The organism is Gracilibacillus sp. YIM 98692 (assembly GCF_010993965.1).
Taxonomy (GTDB): Bacteria; Bacillota; Bacilli; order Bacillales; family Amphibacillaceae; genus Gracilibacillus.
Genome location: NZ_WIXM01000001.1, coordinates 440,076 through 460,471, shown reverse-complemented (window position 1 = coordinate 460,471; position 20,396 = coordinate 440,076). Strand labels below are relative to the sequence as shown.

The following is a 20,396-nucleotide window of genomic DNA, read 5'->3' as shown; positions in this document are numbered from 1 at the left end:
GCACCCAAAATTCCCTTTATTTCTACCATATCATCCCAGCACAGATGTTATAGAACGATCTTCCATTAAACGGGCTTTAATGGAGTAACGAAAAAAGTCTAATTTCTCAGCATTAAATGGAGAAATTAGGCTTTTTTAATATTAAAAATTATTTAACGTTGTAAATCCGCATTTTCCTGACGCTACCCCTAATTCTAAAGAGTTGAGGGATGAGACAAAGAAGTGAGTATTGCTCAAATGAAAATTTCCATCCTTTTTTGTATAGATTTTTCTTATGCATATTGGCGTAGTTCCAGTTAAACCTAATTCACTTAAAACTATTTTTCGTCAACTTATTGACAATTATGGTTAACGTATTTATCATTTTATTTGTTAACCGTTTTGTAATTTAGGTTAACAAAAAAACAGAACTACTAATCTTCATACTAGTTAATAAGCTTAGGAGAGACAGGAATGGATCAGAGCAGAATATATAGTGTCAGAATGCGAGCTTCAGAAAATGAATTACATAAAAATGGCGGAAGACATATTTCTGGTGGTGAATTACTTTCTTCTTATAGTGAATTAGGGTTGTCAGTAAATACATTACTGGAAAAAGCGTTACATCACTCAAGGGGAAAGCCAGATTTTTTGCAAATTCAATGTGAAATGGTAAATCAACCTATTAAACTATTGAATCCTTTAACAGTCCAAACAAATGACGTGACTGCAGTTAAAGAAGGACACGAGCTAGCAAAATCTCTACTTGAGAAAACGGGTGTACCTAAAGACATTATAAAAAAAGCCTATAAGGAAATTCCTGAATATCCTGTTAGAGGAGCTATCCTCATTGATATTCATACGGGGAAGCGCGTAGATGGGAGAATAGACAAAGGTGTTCGTGTCTCTAAAATGGATTGGCAAACAAGAAATTTTAAAAAGTGGGCAAAATCAAAAGCCGTTTCTCCTAATCAGAGATTAAAGGAAGCACTTATCCTTGCTACTAAAGTGTGTAATCATCAATTAACCATTGCAGAATTATGTTGGTCAGATGACCCAGATTACATTACAGGCTATGTAGCTAGTGAAAAAATAGGCTATCAACGTATAACGCAACTTAAACAGTACGGTGATGATAGAGGATGCCGTATCTTTTTTGTTGATACGTTCTCTGATATCCATACATATATAAATTATTTAGAAGAACAACCAATTTTAGTTCAATGGGGGGAAGAGCATGACACAAGAGTTGATTGAAAAAAGTAAAAAATATTTATGGCTACCCTTTACACAAATGAAGGATTATGATGAAAATCCTTTAATCATTGAAAGTGGAGAAGGGATAAAGGTAAAGGATATTGATGGTAAAGAGTATTATGATGGATTTTCGTCTGTATGGCTTAATGTACATGGCCACAGAAAAAAGGAATTAGATGATGCGATCAAACAACAACTTGATAAAATCGCCCATTCCACATTATTGGGGATGACAAATATTCCAGCAACAGAGCTTGCTGAAAAACTAATAGGAATTACTCCAGAAAATTTAACAAGAGTTTTTTATTCTGATAGCGGTGCAGAAGCAATGGAGATTGCATTAAAAATGGCATTTCAATATTGGAAGAATATTGGAAGGCCTGAAAAACAAAAGTTCATTTCTATGCAAAATGGTTATCACGGCGATACGATCGGCGCAGTAAGTGTTGGTTCAATCGAGCTTTTCCACCATATTTATGGACCACTTATGTTTGAAAGCTACAAATCTCCAATACCATATGTGTACCGTTCAGAAAGTGGAGATCCAGAAATTTGCAGGGATGAATGTCTTAAACAGCTAGAACAGCTGCTGAAGGAACAACATGAAACGATTGCAGCACTTTCCATTGAATCCATGGTTCAAGGGGCTGCCGGTATGATTGTCATGCCAGAAGGTTTTTTGTCCGGCGTTCGTGAGCTATGTACAAAATATGATGTCCTCATGATTGTCGATGAAGTAGCAACTGGCTTCGGACGTACTGGGAAAATGTTTGCTTGTGAATATGAAGGAGTACAACCCGATTTAATGGCTGCTGGAAAAGGAATTACAGGTGGATATTTACCAATAGCTGCAACTTTTACAACAGAAAAAATGTATCAGGCTTTTTATGATGATGACAAAACAAAAACTTTTTTCCATGGTCACTCCTATACTGGAAATCAGCTAGGCTGTGCAGTTGCGATTGAAAACTTACGTTTGTTTGAACAAGATCAAATTGTTGCACAAGTAAGTGAAAAAGCAGAACATCTACATAAATTATTACTAGAATTAAAGGATATGCCATATGTGGGAGATGTCAGACAGTTAGGCTTTATGTGTGGAATTGAGCTAGTGAAATCGAAAGAAACTAAGGAAAGTTATCCGATACAAGCAAGGATGGGCTATCAGGTTTCGTTAAAAATGAGAGAACTAGGGATGCTGACAAGACCAATGGGAGATGTCATCGTCTTTATGCCTCCACTGGTAAGTACGACGGAAGAGCTTAAGGCTATGGTGAACATCATGAAACAAGCGATTCATGAGGTAACTTGCAGTGAGCAGTGATCAATGGTTAAGTCAAAGAATCCAAAAGACAAAACAGGCTGGTTTGTATCGAGAGTTACGGACAATGAGTACGGCACCACAGCCGCAAATGATAGTTAATGGCACGAAGCAAGTTGTTTTTTCATCAAATAACTATTTAGGCTTAGCCAATGATCCCATTCTAATCGAAAAGGCATTAAAAACGTTACAGGAATTTGGAATGGGAAGCAGTGGATCCAGGTTGACAACCGGAAATACGGAATGGCATGAAAAACTAGAGCAAAGGATTACTAGTTTTAAAAAGACGGAAGCTGCTCTTTTATTCTCGAGTGGGTATTTAGCAAACATCGGTGTTCTTTCATCGTTGCCAGAACAAGGAGATGTGTTGCTAAGTGATCAACTCAATCACGCAAGTATCATTGATGGCTGCAGACTATCGAAAGCTAAAACCGTCATTTACCAGCATGCTGATATGAATAGTCTAGAGGTACAATTAAAAGAAACACAAGCTTATACTCGTAGATTTATTGTGACAGATGGTGTGTTTAGTATGGATGGAACGATTGCACCATTAGATCAAATAATGAAACTAGCTAAACGATATGATGCTTATGTCATTGTCGATGATGCACATGCTACAGGTGTTTTAGGAGAAGGAGGAAGAGGAACAAGTGAACTTTTTGGAGTTTCTCCAGATGTAGTGATTGGGACTTTAAGTAAAGCGGCAGGCGTTGAAGGTGGTTTTGTAACGGGATCAAAAGTATTGATTGATTTCTTGTTAAACCATGCTAGAACTTTTATGTTTCAAACCGCTATTCCACCAGTAAGCTGTACGGCAGCCTATGCTGCCATAGATATAATAGAGAAAAATCAAGATAAAAGGGAACATTTACTTAGAAAGATAAAAATAATAAAAAGTACTCTAGATACAATGGGTTTCAAAGTATATGGACAGGATACACCAATAATCCCTGTGATTGTTGGTGATGCAGAAACGTCGGTTCAATTTTCAAAAAAGCTTCAGGAAAATGGTATCTATGCACCTGCGATCCGCCCTCCAACTGTTCCTAATGGAGAAAGTCGTATCCGATTAACTGTTACTGCTGCTCATGTTGATTCACAAGTCGAGCATTTGCTTACGTCATTTAAAGATATTGGAAGAGAGTTGAAGGTAATATCATGAAGGGATTATTTGTTACTGGAACAGATACAGATGTAGGAAAAACAATAATAACAAGTGGAATTGCTGCTGTATTGAAGGAAACACAAATGGATATCGGTGTTTATAAACCTTTATTAAGCGGAGTTTCACGTGAGCACCCTAAAAGTGATACGAAACTGCTTAAAGAAAGTTCACAAACCCACTTAACCTATGAAGAAATTACACCATTTGAATTTAAGGAACCTCTTGCCCCTTATGTAGCAGGAAAGCTAGAGGGGAGATCGATTTATTTTCGAGATGTTTTAAATCATTGGAATCAGATGAAGGAGAAGCATCGATATTTTCTAGTTGAAGGTGCAGGCGGCATTTCGGTTCCACTTGGCCCGGATTTTTTAGTAAGTGATTTAATAACAGCTTTAGATCTGCCAGCCATTATTGTGGCAAGGCCCAACTTAGGCACCATTAATCATACATTTTTAACAGTAAAATATGCCCAAAGTATAGGAATCGAAATTGCAGGAATTATTATAAATGGAAAAAATCGTGATTTTAATTTAGCAGAACAAACTAATCCCGACGTGATCGAGAAGCAATGCGGAGTCCCCATTTTAGGAATTACTCCGAAGCTTGAGGATATAAATCAAGAAACTATTAAACAAATGATAAAAGATCATATAGATGTATCCAAAATTATTCAAAAAATGGAAGGTAACGAAATGAATGACGTGGATACGATTTAACTATTGGTACATATAGTTGTATGGTGGCGAGCATCGCCTCAAATAAAGAAAAGTGGAAAATGTAGTGACGCAGTAAGGGATGAATGCAAAACAGGAGGAAGTACATGATTAATCAAAAAAGTACGGAAAGATCTACAATGGAAATAGTGAAAAGCCCGTATTCTTTTTATGAGGAAATTCGCTCGATTCATCCGGTGTATAAAGGCAGCTTTTTAAAATATCCTGGATGGTATGTAACTGGATATCAAGAAGCATTAACCATTCTTAAAGATAACCGTTTCCAAACTCGAATCCCACTGCCCGAAACAACGAAAAAGTATGAAGTCTTGAAAAATATTCAAAACGATATGATGCTTTTTAAAAATCCACCTGAACATGCAAGGTTACGTATGCTTGTTAGTCACAAATTTACTCCTGCTCGTATTGAAAAATATCGTCCATTTATAGAAAAAATAGCAATAAATTTATGGAATGAAATTAAGCATAAAAAGAAAATAGATGTGATTTCCGAATTTGCATTTCCTTTTGCCAGTCTTGTGATTGCTAAAATAATAGGGATACCAGATAATGATAAAAATATTTTTCGCGAATGGGCATGGAGTTTAATTCAATCGATCGATCTGACACGTTCAAGACGAGCCATTGTTAACGGAAACAAAACAACTTTGGAGATGCTATCTTTTTTTAAAGATCTGATTCAAAAAAGGCGGCAATCTCCTCAGGATGATTTAATTAGCGAATTACTGTATCAAGAAAAAGATAGAAAACTAACGGAAGAAGAACTTTTAGCGACTACTATATTACTTGTGATTGCAGGACATGAAACAACTGTCAATTTAATAAGCAATTCTCTTTATTGTTTTTTAACAAACCCAAAAGAATACGATAAGCTGGTTGAAAACCCTTCTCTTATTGAATCAGCAATAGAGGAATGCTTACGATATGAAAGTCCTACTCAAATGATCGCTAGGGTAGCATCAGAGGATGTTGAACTTAACAACGTTCACATTAAAAAAGGGGAACATGTATACGTTCTGATTGGAGCAGCTAATCGAGATTCAAAGCAGTTCTCTAACGCGGATGTTTTTGATATTACACGAACCCCAAATCCTCACCTTGCATTTGGATCGGGTATTCATTTCTGTATAGGTTCTGCCTTAGCGAGGCGAGAAGCTCAAATTGCGATACAGACACTTTTACAAAACACAGAAAATATTTATCTGGAAACAAAAGAGGTGGAATGGAGAAAACTTGTAGGCTTTAGAGCAATGAAAGAAATGCACGTACATTTTGATGATTAAGTACGACTTTTTTGCAAAAATAAGTACCAAAATTTAAAAGAGAGAAATCAAAATAGTACTTAAAAGACGAATAAGAACCAAAACCATAAAGTAAACGAGTCAAAATGGTACTTAAAACCGGTTTAAGTACCAAAATGAAAACCAAGATCATCAATTTGGTACTAAGAGAGTAAATAAGTACCAAAATTTAAAATGAATAAGCTGAATTGAAACTAATCCTCAGGTGCCTGACGCTACCCAAATGGTTAGACATGGCATTTTCTCTTTATTTTATTACGCTGAATAAACGTCCATAAAACCCCCTCAAAATAGCAAGGAAGTTTAAGCGGGGCATAACGGACGCTAACACCTTGATAGTTTCACTTTATATAAAATCAATAGACTATTATAATAAAATTTTTAGCTTAACTTTTATGTATGGGAAATAGTATAATGGTAATCTACTACATACATGAAAATTATAGAAAAAGTGAAAAAGGAATAAAGGGGAAATGACAATGAGCACGAGTGAAATATGGAAAATTGTTCTAAAAAAGGTTAGCGAAGTGACAAATGCGGAAAGTTTTATCACGTGGTTTGGAAAAACAGAAGCAGAAATAGAAGGCAGCACACTGATCGTGAAGGTTCCCAATCAATTTGTTGCTGACTGGATCGAAAGTCGATACAAGTCTTTAATTTATGAAAAAGTGAAAGAGGTAACGGAAACAGACTACGAGATTCAAATAGCACTACAAAATGACGAACAAGATATTTTAGAAAGCATATCAATACGCGGCTCTGAACATCACGATATCCCCACTCTTAAAAATCAGATCTCTACGCTAGAAAAGCTAAGCCAATTACAGGACGCCAAAATAAAGGAACTCGAAAAAAGACTAGACAAAATGGAAGCCGAAAAGAAACAAGGCACCACAGTGAATGTTAATATAAATTAGAAGACAACAACGTTCTGAAGAAAGGTTAACGTCGAACCTTTCTTTTCTTTATTTTTAGAAAAAAGCGTGAATTCCATCCAACAAGTGCTCCTAGTTATTATCGTCAGTGCCTCGAATTCCAATGGGGATGATGGAATTCTTAATGCAACCACTACGCATAATATGCAGGCGGATGCCAAGTATATCGAAGCTTTAAAAATGATCCCGAACAAGGCTTAAGGTGATTCCAATCATATAAGTTATTCAATAAGAAGGAGGATATTTTCACACACTCGATGTATCCTATGAGTGGATGCGGATTGAATGAATAAAGGAGCAGAAATAAATGAGTGATTTGTTCGTTAAGGATGGTAGTGAGCCGTTTGTTTTATTTTCCGTAACTCATATATTGACTTTGGCCGTTATCATAGCTATTTGTATTGGCATGTACTTTTTCAGAAAGCGGCTAAGACGAGGGTTAACTAACAGGCTATTTAGATATGGCTTGGCAGCAGGATTGCTTATTTCTGAAGCAAGTTTAATTTGGTGGCTTCATTTCATAGGCGAATGGTCCATCCAGTATTCACTGCCACTTCATTTAAGCAGCCTTTCGCTGTTTTTATCAAGTATTTTACTCCTAACAAGAAGCTATCGCCTTTTTGAGTTCACTTATTTTGTTGGTGTTGGAAGTGCTGTTCAAGCTATGCTCACACCGGACATTCAAGCCTATGCGTTTCCTCATTTTAGGTATGTACACTTCTTTCTTTCGCATGGGGGAATTGCCATTGCGAATATATTCATGGTCTTGGTGGAAGGTTATCGCCCCAGATTCCAGTCTATCTTTAAAGCATTACTGTATGTAAATGTCTATGCGTTATTCATTTTTATAGTGAATGTCGTTATAAACAGTAATTACATGTATATGATGAGAAAGCCTACTATCCCATCCATTTTTGATTACTTAGGGCCATGGCCATTTTATATTATCCCTTTAGAAATTTTCACCTTCGTAATGTTTTTATTATTGTATGCTCCATTTTATATCCGAAAAAAATAGACGAGCAGGCACCGTTAATTGAAAAAATAAGCACCAAAATATAGAAGCACGAAATCAAAAATAGTACTGAAAAGACGATTAAGAACCAAAACAAGAAAGCAAACGAGCCAATATGGTACTTAAAGCCGGCTTAAGTACCAAAATGAAACCCAAGATCATAAATTTGGAACTAAGAAAGTGGGTAAGTACCAAAATTTTAAATGAACGAGCTGAATTGAAACTGATTAACTGGTTTGATCAAATATATGTATATATATGTTATAATATGGAAAAAAGGAGGAGTTTCATGGTTGCAAAACAAAGAAAAAAACCTGACGAATTAATCGCTTATGAGCTATTATCAAAACGAAAGCAATTGAACGAGGAAGAAAAGAATCGGTACCGAAGTTTAGCTAGAGGTTTTGAAGGAGAAGTTATGTTTGATACATACCTAGATAAACTAGCAGGAGAGCATATCATATTAAAAGATTTATTGATACATCATTCTAAATATTGTCAAATGGATACTATTTTATTAAAAAACGGAAAGGTTTTCTTATTTGAAATAAAAAACTTCAACGGTGAATTTTATTGGCATGATGATAAATTATTTATGGTGAACCAAGTGGAAATCGATAATCCGATAGCTCAACGTGATCGAGCTCATTCCATACTTCGGAGATTATTCCAATCGTTAGAAATACGGCTCCCCTTGATTTCTTACTTGATATTTGTTAACCCCGAGTGCACCATCTTTCAAGCTCCACAAGACAAACATATTATCTTACCAACGCAAATCAATCCTTTTATCAGGCAATTTCCTAACACCGCTAATCTTACCTCACAAGAAAAACAAGCTTCAGAAAAAATCAATGTAAGTCACATCGAACATCCTCCATTTAAACAGTTTCCAGAATATCAATATGATGAGTTAGAAAAAGGGATTCCATGTTATAAGTGTGGTGGAATGTCTACACATCCTAAAAAGCAAGGCATCGAATGTCGTATGTGTTGTGGACATGTTGAAAAGGGTAAGGAAGCTATTTTGCGTATCAGTGATGAGTATCATTTTTTGTTCCCTAAACGAAAAATAACATCATCCTCATTTTTTAAATGGAGCGGTAGGATGGTTTCCAAAAGAAGAATCTTTCGTATATTACAACAATACTATGAGAAAAAAGGTGAACATAGATGGAATTATTTTGAATGAAATCATCAAAACCACAACCGCAATTCTGAGCATTCTCTTCTCTAGAGGGAGATGTATGAGGTTCAGCTTAATCATCAAATTGCATCTTATCTAACAAAACTCCTTATTTTAAAGTATTGTACTTTTAAATGAAACGTACTTAGACAACCTCCCCTTGCCATAAAATAGTTATGAAGGGAGAGATTTTTTTGAAACAATTAGATTGGACCATGATATTATTTGTTAGCTCTACATTAGTATATGAATATTGGTTATTATCAGGTCTTCCCCGCATTTACTTCTGGAATGTAAAAAAACAACATTTAAATAATTTGAATAAGGACGATGATGATAGAAGTATTGCATAATTTTTATTAAATTCCTCTGATACTTGGCACTACCCGTGTGGTTTGCTGTCGTCAACTGCCGAAGCGCTCCCTTATTTTAAACGAATTTGTTAGGTATTATACATCATTTCACCTCCTTCACCTTATCACTAAAGTTCGTTAAAAATTAAAAAATAATATTTGATGTAGCCAATTGATGCTCATAAATTCTAGTTGAACGCAAAACATAATAATAAAGGGAGGTATGTAAAATGGCAAAAAGCAATCGAAAACTGAAGGATAGTGAAAAAGTAGCTGAAAAAATGTATGATGTTGAGGATTATAATAGCCAAGATCAAACAGAAAAAGGTTTAGCGATCACCCATGAACAAGTTTCTGATGATTATATGGAAGGCACGATCGATGGAAAAATCGATCGTACTAATAAAAATGATGAACTAACGAGTCATGATGGTGAAGATATTCCAAGAAAAGGATATGAATGAAATGGCAAAGAAGAATAAAATACTTGTTCCAGAAGCTCGAGAAGGATTGGATCAATTAAAAGCAAAAATTGCTAATACCAATGACCCTCAAAAAGCAAAATACGAAGTTGCAGCAGAACAACATGTATCACTTGATCAAGGCTATAATGGGAATATTAAAGCTAAAGATGCTGGAAAAATAGGTGGGAATATAGGCGGTAATATGGTCCAGGAATTAGTCAAGATGGGGCAGCAACAGCTTCAGCAAAATCGTAACGATAAATAATAAATGAATAAAAGGGTCAGTTTTAGCATTAGTTATGCCAGACTGACCCTGTTTACCTTACAAAAATTCTAATTAGGAAAGTTCTCACGTTATCCATGTCATTATCATGAATGAGAACCGTCCCTTTGCCTCACACTAATTCCATCTACAATCATAAGTTGGTGTGAACGATGATACTTAGGTTCGGTTACGTTTTATCGGATGGTGCCATGAACTCGAATTTAAGACCAAGATTTATTTATTACGCAAGTTAAATGGGATATTTAGTTTTCTTATTCCTTTTCGTTCCCCTATGATCCCCGAGAATGTACCATCTGTTGGTTTTTTTCCTCCTTTTGTCGCTTTGATACCTGCATGATTTAGCTTGGAAAGGATATAATCTTGATTTATATCAAATTTCTTTTTCTTGTTTTTATGCATTGGAAAACACCTCTTTTTTAGAGTTTCTCCAATACCATAATATGTATTCAGAATAAAAAAATGACCGTGCATCTATAAGATACTCGATCATTTATGGCTTTATATTTCTAAAACTCTTTCTTTGCGCTCTTTACCGACAATTCCAGAGTAACGTCCGTTTTCAGGTGCTTTTTTTCCTTTTTGTACTTGTATTCCTGCATTTCTCAACCGATTAATAACTGCCGCTTGTTGTTTTTTGGTGATTTGCTTTTTCGGAAACTTAGTTACCATAACTAATCACCTATCCTTTCTATACTATTATTATACATGTTTTCCAGATCAATTAAAAGGTTTTCAAAACCTTCACTAATGTTAGTCATGATACTATTATATACCTCATCATCTAAAATACTAGCGTCTAAAGCTATTAAAAATAGCTTTAAATTACCTCTAACATTAACCAGTCTAGTTATATATTGACGATTGTATTTGTCATTCTCCTTTATATGAGTGAATGTATAAAAGGCATCTCTCATCAATGCACCTCTTAAAATGCCTGTCTTATAATTATCCATCAAAGAACGCAATTGCTCCTCGTTATCTCCTAAAGAGTCTATCCCTAAATCATAATCCTTTTCTAATATTTCCAATCCTAAAAACATTAAAGAGCATAATACAGCATCTTCTTCATTTTCATCATGAGGTGTGAAATTATTCAAGTGACTATATGTGTCTAACACAAAATCTAATAATGGGTTTGGATTATCATTCTCTAAAGAAAGTCTTTGTGCTTTCTCAAATTGATTAATGACAGACGTTCTTTGTCTATAGTAAATTTGTTGAACAGCATTTATGTTGATATTTTCGGTTACTACTCCTTCATCTAGAGTAATTTTATAAATAGTTTTTCTATTTACTTTTATCTCTTGGAACTCATACATTTGAACAGCAATAGCGTATGAATGAGACTTTACAAAGTTATTAAGAAGAACGGAGATGTTATCTTTTAATCTATACTTGCTTAGTTGCATATTAGCTTGTATTAAAATCTCCATTTCAGAATTCAATTTATTTTTAAGATTCTGTATGTTATCATTTTTGTCAATCACTTGTTTTCTCCAAATTATAGATAGAATCACAACTGTAGCAATTAGCCAAATGAAATGAATCTTTCCCTCATCCATGATAGGTCTAAGCAGGTTATCGTAGAACTTGGATGCTAATGGTGAATTTTCTACCCATAGGTCTAACCCAAAGATAAATAATACACTAATAATTAGATATACATACCTCAATGGTTTCACCTCTTTTTATTATTTTAGCACAAAAAATGGAAAAAAAGAGATGGAATTCTGTTAAATTTCTGTTAATTGTCTTCTTTAAGTTTAGAAATCGCAGGGTTTTCTTATAAAAATCCTAATCAGGGAAAGTTCTCACGTACCATGTCATTATCATGAATGAGAACCGTCCCTTTGCTTCACACTAATTCCATCTACATTCATAAGTTGGTGTGAAACGATGATACTTAGGTTTGGTTACGTCTCAATGGCGCTTTCGCTTTGGGAAGCGTCTCCTTCTCGAACGTTAACGTTTACCAATTGGAAGAAGTTAAATAAAGAGGATAGAAAAGAAAAACTTTATTATCTGACGGAACAAAATTTAAGAAACACCATTCGTATTCTTCATTACAACATTGCACATGGTATAGACGTTTATCGAATGTCATCCTCACTTGTACCACTTGCCACACATCCAGAGGTAAGGTGGGATTTTATCACTCCTTTTGCTTCACTCTTTAAGGAGATTGGAGTACTAGTACAAAAACATAAGCTTCGTGTCAGCTTCCATCCGAATCAATTCACCTTGTTCACTAGCCCGCAGAACCATGTCACGGAAAATGCCATTGTTGGTATGACTTATCATTATGACATGTTGAGAGCGATGGGAATAGAAAAGCAAGCAATGATAAACATCCATGTTGGAGGCGCTTATGGTAACAAAGAAGAGGCGATGGATCGATTTAACCAAAATTTTGTGAAGCTTGATAAGGATATTCGCATGCAAACGACTCTAGAAAACGATGATAAGACATATACAGCAGAAGAAACGTTACAGATTTGTAAGACGAACGGTGTCCCTTTTGTATTTGACTATCATCACCATTGGGCAAACCCTGGAGAGGGAGCATGGGAAGAGTTACTCCCGAGAATTTTTGAGACTTGGGAAGGAACAGGCCATCCTCCTAAATTTCACTTATCCTCACCTAAATCGGAAAAAATGATACGAGCACATGCTGATTATGTGGATATTGATTTTGCGAAAGACTTTATAAAACCTTTAAAAGCGTATGGAAAATCAGCGGATATCATGATTGAGGCGAAAGCAAAGGATAGGGCAGCGTTAAAGCTCGTAGAAGAGTTAGGTAAATCGCGTGGTTTTAAGCGAGTGAATGGAGGAGCGATCGAGGTATAGCATTAGTTGTTTCTAGTAAGATCAAAGAAATAATCATTATAAAAGGATGAGAGCAGTGGGAGCAATTGAACGAAACGGATATAGATTTGAACCAGAGTATAGTGTGATTAATCAAAATGGTGCCATCCATGTTTATGAACAAGGTGATTTTAAAGAAGAATTGACATTCACCTTTTCTGGAAAATATCCTGAAGCAAGCCAAATAGAAGAAATCGTTGAAACCTATTGCCAGCAACACAATATATAGGAGAAGAGGTTATCTGAGTTAAGGAGTGGCACCACTACTTATGGCATTTTCTTTTTTTTCTAAGGAGAAATTGGGAAGAAGATGCATGTAATGTAATTTCAATGGATAGGATTATGAACTTTCTCCTGCCAATTCTTCGATTTCTTTATAAATAGAGGAATACATTTCATCAATGACCGCAAAATCAACGGCATCGATATACGTTTTTTCTAAGTTATCATGTAATGATTTGGCCTCTTGTAAATAAGTGATGCCATCTTTCATTCGTTGCTTGTAGCTTTTTGTATAATGAGTAATGTCTGATTCATATTTTTCATCCGTTCCAGGTGTGATCGTTTGCTCGTATAAGTCGACAATTTCATCACCATGTCGCTCAGGGAAATATTCATGTGGATCGGTACTATCAAATACACAGACACCAAGCTCGCGAATGACAACCATGTCTATACTTTCCGGGTCAAACCCGCAGTGATACATTTCAATATCAAAGCCCTTATCCTCACCAGCACTGGCTACTTTTTTTAGTAGTGTTGATTTACCAGAACCAGCACGCCCTTTAATAAAGTAACGCTTCGTCAACTCTTCGGTAATAGACGGAATAAAATCAACGACGCCTTCTGGGGTAGATGCACCGAAAAAGCGATGTTTGACGACAGCATTTCCTTGATCACTTGTTTTATTGAGCAAAATCTTTTGAATTAATTCGTCAGTGACTTGATTTGCTTTGTTAAAATCCATTTCATTAATGTATATATCCTCTAAGTAATCGTGAATCCGAAGACCTTCTGCAAAACAGTCATAAGCCGATTGAAATGCTTCACTTATTTTTGTTTGCAACTCAGCGATTTCTTCTTTATTTTCTTTTAGTTTTGTTTTATCCCAAGCAGCTCCAAGGTTGACATATTGTTCAATTGCTCCAGGGGCCTTTGGCTCTAAAACATGTGGAGCAGTGGCATCGAAAATTCCAAATTGAAGTGCTGGGATAATAAGACCGTCTAACGAATCATTATCTGATGAACAATGAATCCGCTCAATATTATAACCCTGTTGTAACCACGCATCTGCCAGCTTTTTAATCATCGTGGATTTCCCCGTACCAGGACCACCTTTTAATAGATATATATTTTCTAACTCTTGCATATTCGATTCGAACAGATCGTAGAATCCCTTTGCCGTGTTACCACCAGCATAGTAGTTAATCACTTTTCCTGACAAAATCAGCCCCCCTTTGTAAAAAATATCTACACGTTAGCCTATGCAATCGTGAGGCTATCTGACACTTTTAGAGGTGGGAAAGTAGGGACAGGCAACTTTGCCCATTTACCGGCTAAATCAATCAGGGATAGAGCCACTCGTGGATATTCTTACGTCATTTGCAGGTAACTAGTCTTTTGTTACTAAAAAATAAGAGCCAAAATATAGAAGCATGAAATCAAAATAGTACTGAAAAGACGAGTAAGTACCAAAAACAGAAATCTAATGAGCCAATATGGTACTTAAAGTCGGTTTAAGTACCAAAATGAAACACAAGATGATAAATTTGGTCATTCCACCACCCTGATAACATGGAATCCCTTTTTCAGGAGCGGTAGGATGGTATCCAAAAGAAGAAACTTTCGTATAATGGGATTTTTTCACCGATCATCGAACGCCAGTGACAGGAACTCTTAAAATAGTTTGTAGTAATCTTTGCATTTGGATGATTATGTGAAATATAGATTGTTTTGATATAATTGTCATAAGTATAAAGTATTAGATTTGTACAGTTAACAACTGAGAAGGAGTTCACGAGGCTTTAAAAGGAACAGCTCTGTTTTATACATAATAAGCAGGTAAACTGAATGCATATCCTATCTGAAAGGAATTAGAGAACAAGATATAAAGAAAAGTAGGTGAAGGAAAGTATTGGACAGTATTCAAGTAAGAAAAGTACAACATAACGACCTAGACACCATTCATAACATAGCAAGGGCAAGTGCTAAGAATTCTTTGTCACAAAAAAAGTTAGTAAAAAACGGCTTTTTAACAGGCTATGAGAGTAGAGAAATATATGCTAGATTGATAGACTCTACTGAACATTTCTATGTGTTAGAAACGAATCAACATATAATTGGATTTTTATTTGCTTTGAAAGAAGAGGAGTTAGATTCTAACTATTCCATTAATCAAAAGATCAAAACATTTGCTAGTAATTCATTTGTTGTTATCCAACAAGTATGTATTGAGGCATCTTATCGCAAAAAAGGGTATGCAAAATTACTATATGAAAAATTGATGTCCAAAATCAGTGATGATATTTTCGCTGTGGCAGATATTGAACCTTATAATAATCCTGCTATTCAATTACATAATGCATTAGGATTTAAACAAAAATTTGAAGTAGTAACAGAAAGAGATAAAAAGGGAGTTTTCTTCTGGAATAATCCAGCCAACAATCCACATTATGATAAGGAAGTAATAATGACACAGTATGAATTTGCAGTAAGTCTGTATGAACATGAGGATAAGCTTAATTGGTCAAAAGTCCATAATTTCCTATATGTTTCAGCTGGTTTGTTCGGTGTGATTAGTATTGTTGCCAATGCTGACTCCAACTACTCTAATGCATTTTTCGCAATGTTGTTAACATTATCTATTTTAGGTATTATTGTTTCTTTGATGTTTTTTGTGACAATCCACAATGGAATAAAATATTTGCAGAAACGGAAGAAAACAATAGTAGAAATAGAGGAAATATTAGAGCGTTTAGGTGGAATCAATATCGTGGCAGTGAAATTTAATCCATTCGATAAAGCATTTAAGGCTTCCCCTACAGGACAAGTAATGAGAGCATTTCCGCTGCTTGTTTTCATGATATGGTTGATTATTTTAATTATTTCATTCATTTATATTTAAGCAGAAGGGAGTTAGAACATGCAATTGATGAGAAAAGCGCGTTTAAGTGATGTAAATAAAATAGCTGAAATGGCTCTTGAAAACTCTTTATCACAATTAAGTGAGGAAGAAAAAAAGAATAATGGTTTTTTAGTGTCCGGCTATACGAAAGAACAATATCAACAATATATAAAAGATTGTGAACACTTTTATGTAGTAGAAAAAGAAGGAGAATTACAAGGTTTTTTACTCGGCTTTTTGGATACGGAATTAAATAATAGCAAAGTTAATCAAGCATACAAAAAGCATGCAGCGTCTTCATTTGTAGTAATCAAACAGATTTGTGTGGCAAAAAATGCTCAAAAACAAGGAGTTGGAAAGAAGTTATATCGCTTTTTTATCGATACGGTGAAACAACCTATTTACCTAGCAGTTGTCATGGAACCGTATAATGCAGGTTCTGTAAAGTTTCACGAAAAATTAGGTTTCCATCTATTTGCAGAAATTACTCCAGAAGATGATATGAAGCGTGCATTATTTTGTAAAAATTAAATGAAATCCCAGAGGCCGCTGAAACATAGTAAAGCCATCAATCACTGTATCCTCTTCCAATGTTATCAGTGATTTTGTTGGAGAACTTGCAAAAAAATGAAACAAAGCATCAAAACATCAGGAAGTGTCACTGTTAAAAGGGAGAGAAAATCATGATATGTCCAAAGTGTAAGACAGAGAATCAAGAAGACAGTATTTATTGTAGAAAATGTGGAGAGCAATTGTACAAACATAATGAAGATAAGGAAAAAGACAGATCTAAATTAATTATTGGGAAGAGAAATATTTTAATGTTACTGTCAGCTATGGTTATCATTGTAATTTGCTCGTTACTATTTTTTGTTTACTTCAATGATTCATTAAGACAATATAAAACAGAAATACGGGATAATAATTATTCTGAAGCAAATCGTATATATGAAGATGAAATAGAGGATAATACAGAGGAAGAAAATCAAGCGAAGACATTCTTGGCGGAGGAAGTATCAAAAATTAAGAATGAGTTTATCAATAATGAAATGAACTATAATGCAGCTATGAACAGATTAGAAACAATAGAAAGTACTGAACTAATATCCACTGATGTGAAGCATACTATCGATGAAATGAACGAACTCCATGATTCTAGAATTTCCTATAAAAAAGGATTGGAATTCGTAGATTCTGAAAATTACATAGAAGCAATAAAAGAGTTTGGAAAAGTTATGGAGGAAGATGAAAACTTTGAATCAGCTCAAGAACAAATACAAGAAATAGGCGATAATTATAAGAGTGAGGCTATAAAGCAGGCAGAAAAATATGTTTCTAATAATAAATATGAAGAAGCTATTTCTTTGCTTCAAGATGCTGATGACGTCATTCCAGATGATAGTGATATTCTTTCTAAATTAGAGGTCTATGAGGGACAATTAGAAAAAATCAGAGCTGCTGAAAGACAAGAGGAAATGAAGAATGCAAAAGATGAACAAATAATCATTGTAGAAAATGCTAAGATTGTTGAGCAAGATCCTGAGCATAAAGCCTTATACCCAGATATGGTACAAGTGATGATTAGAAATGATTCTGATAAGACTATAAAAAACTTTGAAGTAGGTGTATTAGGTTTTGACAACAACGGCTATCCATTAAAAATTAGGGGGAATTTTGACTTTTCAGGCGGTCGGTATGAATTTGTAGGAAATGCGGAAGATGTGAATGTTGTTGCTGGAGACAGATTCGGAGAAAATGTAGGATGGGAACTTGACGATCCTCATGGAATATCTCAAGTTTTGGCATGTGTAAAAAGCGTTACATTTTATGATGGTTCGACATGGGACAATCCTTATTACGAATATTGGATTAAAGAATATAAAGAAAAACCGCTTGAATAGAAAATTTGTTAAATCTCAGTTGATTACCCCCGATATTGCACTAGTTTCAAGCGGATGAAGAGGGAGCGGTTAAGCCGAGATGAATGGGATATTTTTACCTATCCTCATATACAGCGAACGCCAGTGGTCGAATAAATGGTGGAGACTTCTACTGTGATGGTAGAAGTCTTTTTTTTGCACGTTAGAAAAGTGTGAAATTTTAGCAGGGAAGCTACTCGACGTAGCAAAAATTTTAAGGTGCGAAGTATAAGTGCAACTACGGCTCTGCTGTCGCCTAAAGGCTTGGCAATCGCCGAGTTTTCTTTACGTGGGGAAGTTAGTCTTGTAGTAATCGGTCGCTCTGACAGGAACCATTCATAAACTAGTTGAATGATATCTTTCTAAAAATAAGTACCAAAATATAAAAACACGAAATCAAAATAGTACTGAAAAGACGAGTAAGAACCAAAACCAGAAATCGAATGAGCCAATATGGTACTTAAAGCCGGTTTAAGTACCAAAATGAAACCCATGATCGTAAATTTGGCACTAAGAAAGTGGATAAGTACCAAAATTTTAAAATGAACAAGCTGAATTGACACTTATTCGAGGAAGCAAGAAAAAGAGGCCCTCAAGCGAGTGGGGAGAGGTCCTCAATTTGGGCCAGCTTTTTCTAACCTAACACCTTTTTAAATTCCTGTGTAAGTAAAGGCACGACTTCAAAAAGGTCCCCGACGATACCGTAATCAGCGATTTTAAAGATTGGCGCTTCAGGATCTTTGTTAATGGCGACAATAATCTTTGACTGACTCATTCCGGCAACGTGCTGAATCGCACCGCTAATCCCGCATGCAATATAGACCTCTGGTGTGACGACTTTACCGGTTTGCCCGATTTGCAGTGAATAGTCACAGTAATCCGCATCGCAAGCCCCTCTAGAAGCACCAACTGCCCCGCCGAGGACATCGGCTAGCTCTTGCAGAGGCTTAAAACCGTCTGCACTTTTGACTCCGCGCCCGCCTGATACAACAATTTTAGCTTCTGATAAATCTACTTTTCCAGAAGTTTTCCGGACCACGTTTTGGATAACTGTTCGTAAAGAAGCTGGCTTAGCATACTCGATATTTTCCACTTCAGCTTTGCCGCCGCTTGAATCAGCTGCTGAAATATTATTTGGTCTAACTGTGACAACCCATGGGGAGCTTTGAAAAACCTTTTTTTCAAACGCTTTTCCCGCATAGATTGGCCGGATGAACACAACTTGATCGTCGACGTTCTCAATATTTGTTACATCCGAAATTTGCCCGGCATCGAGCTTTGCTGAAATCATCGGCGCCAGGTCGCGTCCGATAGCCGTGTGTCCCAAAATGATTCCGTCTGGATTGGAGGCATCAATTACTTGCTTTAAAGCAGCAGCATACGCTTCTGGATGGTATTGCTGTAAATCTGAGTGATCGATAAGATAAATTTTTTCAGCATCAATACTGGAAAGGGATTCTGTCAAGCCTTCTATTTGATGACCAATGACGGCGACATGGAGCTGGTCGTTTTCGGCTGAGGACAATGCTGCTGCTTGAATGGCCTCATAGGTGACCTGACGCAATGCTCCGTCGCGGTGCTCAGCAACGACTAGAATGGTTTTACTCATAGGAATGCCTCCTTATTATAATACTTTTGCATCATCACGCAGTTTTTCAACAAGCTCCTTCACTTGCTCAGCAGTCTCGCCCTTCAGAATTTGCCCTGCTTCTTTTTGAGGCGGGAGAGAAAGGGCTGTTCTAGCTGTTTTTGGGGATAGCTCGGCTTCCTCTATATCGAGATCATCTAAGGTTAATTGTTTAAAAGGTTTTCTTTTGGCTTTCATAATTCCTGGTAGGCTTGGGTAACGTGGTTCATTTAATCCTTGTTGCGCAGTAAAAACAGCAGGAAGTGTGACTTCAACCTGTTCGAGGTCACCTTCTGCATCTCGATCTGCTTTCGCTTTGCTATCACTCATATCGAGCTTTGTAATCGAGCCGACGTGCGGAATGTCTAAGAGCTGTGCTAATCGAATGGCCACTTGACCGGCTCCGTTATCGACCGAGAAATAACCGCCTAGAATCAAATCAACCTTCTGGCTACCTAAGTATGAAGCTAATACCTTGGAGATCGTGTTTTCATCTGAGCCAATTCTCTCATCGGATATTAATACGGCTTCATCGGCTCCCATAGCCAATGCTGTTCTTAGTGCTTCGGATGTCCGCTCTGGACCTACAGCAATAACGTAAACGCTTCCTCCTAATTCATCTCTTGTTTGAATTGCTTCTTCTACGGCATATTCATCATATGGGTTGATGACATATTGAACTCCATCCTCAGAAACATTGCCATCTTCAATGATAATTTTTTCTTCGGTGTCGAAGGTCTGTTTCATGATGACATAAATATCCATCTATCATTCTCCTTTCAAACATAAATGGGTTGGTATTTTCTAATAAGCTGGTACATATCTTTATATGTATGAGAGCTCTTTATTTTTAATGTGT

General features: G+C 35.9%; 22 protein-coding genes. 16 read left to right on the top strand and 6 right to left on the bottom strand.

Features of this window, described 5'->3' with window-relative positions; all coding sequences use genetic code 11:
* Positions 1–453: 453 nt before the first annotated feature.
* The 11 genes from bioW to GHD00_RS01910 all read left to right on the top strand — a co-directional run bounded on the left by bioW (position 454) and on the right by GHD00_RS01910 (position 9,978).
* Positions 454–1,236 (top strand): 6-carboxyhexanoate--CoA ligase, encoded by a 783-nt coding sequence (gene bioW / locus GHD00_RS01960; RefSeq protein ID WP_163536398.1) that lies wholly within the window; start codon positions 454–456, stop codon positions 1,234–1,236.
* Positions 1,217–2,560 (top strand): adenosylmethionine--8-amino-7-oxononanoate transaminase, encoded by a 1,344-nt coding sequence (gene bioA / locus GHD00_RS01955; RefSeq protein WP_163536397.1) that lies wholly within the window; start codon positions 1,217–1,219, stop codon positions 2,558–2,560. The genes bioW and bioA overlap by 20 nt, the downstream gene beginning before the upstream one ends.
* On the top strand, positions 2,550–3,722 hold the full coding sequence (gene bioF / locus GHD00_RS01950) for an 8-amino-7-oxononanoate synthase (protein WP_163536396.1): 1,173 nt from the start codon (positions 2,550–2,552) through the stop codon (positions 3,720–3,722). The genes bioA and bioF overlap by 11 nt, the downstream gene beginning before the upstream one ends.
* Positions 3,719–4,441, top strand: coding sequence for a dethiobiotin synthase (bioD, locus tag GHD00_RS01945; protein ID WP_163536395.1), 723 nt, complete (start codon positions 3,719–3,721; stop codon positions 4,439–4,441). Before bioF ends, bioD begins: the two co-directional genes overlap by 4 nt.
* A 104-nt stretch (positions 4,442–4,545) precedes the next feature.
* Positions 4,546–5,742, top strand: a complete 1,197-nt coding sequence (locus GHD00_RS01940; RefSeq protein WP_163536394.1) for a cytochrome P450 — start codon at positions 4,546–4,548, stop codon at positions 5,740–5,742.
* Between the two features lie 497 nt (positions 5,743–6,239).
* Positions 6,240–6,677 carry a DnaA N-terminal domain-containing protein gene (locus tag GHD00_RS01935; RefSeq protein WP_163536393.1) on the top strand — a complete coding sequence of 146 codons (438 nt, stop codon included), beginning with the start codon at positions 6,240–6,242 and terminating at the stop codon, positions 6,675–6,677.
* 325 nt (positions 6,678–7,002) lie between these two features.
* Positions 7,003–7,713 (top strand): YwaF family protein, encoded by a 711-nt coding sequence (locus GHD00_RS01930; RefSeq protein ID WP_163536392.1) that lies wholly within the window; start codon positions 7,003–7,005, stop codon positions 7,711–7,713.
* A gap of 286 nt (positions 7,714–7,999) precedes the next feature.
* Positions 8,000–8,902 carry a nuclease-related domain-containing protein gene (locus tag GHD00_RS01925; RefSeq protein ID WP_163536391.1) on the top strand — a complete coding sequence of 301 codons (903 nt, stop codon included), beginning with the start codon at positions 8,000–8,002 and terminating at the stop codon, positions 8,900–8,902.
* Positions 8,903–9,090: 188 nt separating this feature from the next.
* Entirely contained in the window at positions 9,091–9,249 is a 159-nt protein-coding gene (locus tag GHD00_RS01920; RefSeq protein ID WP_163536390.1) for a hypothetical protein, read from the top strand.
* Between the two features lie 230 nt (positions 9,250–9,479).
* Complete coding sequence (locus GHD00_RS01915) at positions 9,480–9,713, top strand: YozQ family protein (RefSeq protein ID WP_163536389.1); 234 nt, start codon at positions 9,480–9,482, stop codon at positions 9,711–9,713.
* A gap of 1 nt (position 9,714) precedes the next feature.
* Entirely contained in the window at positions 9,715–9,978 is a 264-nt protein-coding gene (locus GHD00_RS01910; protein WP_163536388.1) for a small, acid-soluble spore protein, alpha/beta type, read from the top strand.
* 234 nt (positions 9,979–10,212) lie between these two features.
* Here GHD00_RS01910 and GHD00_RS01905 read toward each other — a convergent pair whose 3' ends face one another.
* The 3 genes from GHD00_RS01905 to GHD00_RS01895 form a co-directional block, all read right to left on the bottom strand.
* Positions 10,213–10,398, bottom strand: a complete 186-nt coding sequence (locus GHD00_RS01905; protein ID WP_163536387.1) for a hypothetical protein — start codon at positions 10,396–10,398, stop codon at positions 10,213–10,215.
* A 99-nt stretch (positions 10,399–10,497) separates the two neighbouring features.
* Complete coding sequence (locus GHD00_RS01900) at positions 10,498–10,668, bottom strand: hypothetical protein (protein WP_163536386.1); 171 nt, start codon at positions 10,666–10,668, stop codon at positions 10,498–10,500.
* Positions 10,669–10,670: 2 nt separating this feature from the next.
* A complete protein-coding gene (locus GHD00_RS01895; protein ID WP_163536385.1) occupies positions 10,671–11,672 on the bottom strand; it encodes a hypothetical protein in 1,002 nt (333 codons plus the stop codon).
* 223 nt (positions 11,673–11,895) lie between these two features.
* Between GHD00_RS01895 and uvsE the strand changes: the two genes are divergently transcribed.
* Together uvsE and GHD00_RS01885 are read left to right on the top strand one after the other, a co-directional pair.
* The gene (gene uvsE / locus GHD00_RS01890; RefSeq protein ID WP_163536384.1) at positions 11,896–12,849 is read left to right on the top strand and encodes a UV DNA damage repair endonuclease UvsE; all 954 of its coding nucleotides are present in this window, start codon (positions 11,896–11,898) and stop codon (positions 12,847–12,849) included.
* Positions 12,850–12,904: 55 nt separating this feature from the next.
* Positions 12,905–13,096: a YbxH family protein gene (locus tag GHD00_RS01885; RefSeq protein WP_163536383.1), complete on the top strand. Its 192-nt coding sequence runs from the start codon at positions 12,905–12,907 to the stop codon at positions 13,094–13,096.
* Between the two features lie 111 nt (positions 13,097–13,207).
* Here the strand turns inward: GHD00_RS01885 and GHD00_RS01880 are convergent, their stop codons facing one another.
* Positions 13,208–14,311: a PRK06851 family protein gene (locus tag GHD00_RS01880; protein ID WP_163536382.1), complete on the bottom strand. Its 1,104-nt coding sequence runs from the start codon at positions 14,309–14,311 to the stop codon at positions 13,208–13,210.
* 690 nt (positions 14,312–15,001) lie between these two features.
* Here GHD00_RS01880 and GHD00_RS01875 point away from each other — a divergent pair.
* The 3 genes from GHD00_RS01875 to GHD00_RS01865 all read left to right on the top strand — a co-directional run bounded on the left by GHD00_RS01875 (position 15,002) and on the right by GHD00_RS01865 (position 17,892).
* A complete protein-coding gene (locus GHD00_RS01875; RefSeq protein WP_163536381.1) occupies positions 15,002–15,991 on the top strand; it encodes a GNAT family N-acetyltransferase in 990 nt (329 codons plus the stop codon).
* Between the two features lie 18 nt (positions 15,992–16,009).
* Positions 16,010–16,522, top strand: a complete 513-nt coding sequence (locus GHD00_RS01870) for a GNAT family N-acetyltransferase (RefSeq protein WP_163536380.1) — start codon at positions 16,010–16,012, stop codon at positions 16,520–16,522.
* A 221-nt stretch (positions 16,523–16,743) separates the two neighbouring features.
* On the top strand, positions 16,744–17,892 hold the full coding sequence (locus tag GHD00_RS01865; protein ID WP_163536379.1) for a DUF5780 domain-containing protein: 1,149 nt from the start codon (positions 16,744–16,746) through the stop codon (positions 17,890–17,892).
* 652 nt (positions 17,893–18,544) lie between these two features.
* On the opposite strand, the gene GHD00_RS01860 is transcribed toward GHD00_RS01865, so the two are convergent.
* Together GHD00_RS01860 and GHD00_RS01855 are read right to left on the bottom strand one after the other, a co-directional pair.
* A complete protein-coding gene (locus GHD00_RS01860) occupies positions 18,545–19,519 on the bottom strand; it encodes an electron transfer flavoprotein subunit alpha/FixB family protein (protein WP_163536378.1) in 975 nt (324 codons plus the stop codon).
* Between the two features lie 15 nt (positions 19,520–19,534).
* A complete protein-coding gene (locus tag GHD00_RS01855) occupies positions 19,535–20,302 on the bottom strand; it encodes an electron transfer flavoprotein subunit beta/FixA family protein (protein WP_163536377.1) in 768 nt (255 codons plus the stop codon).
* Positions 20,303–20,396 lie beyond the last annotated feature (94 nt).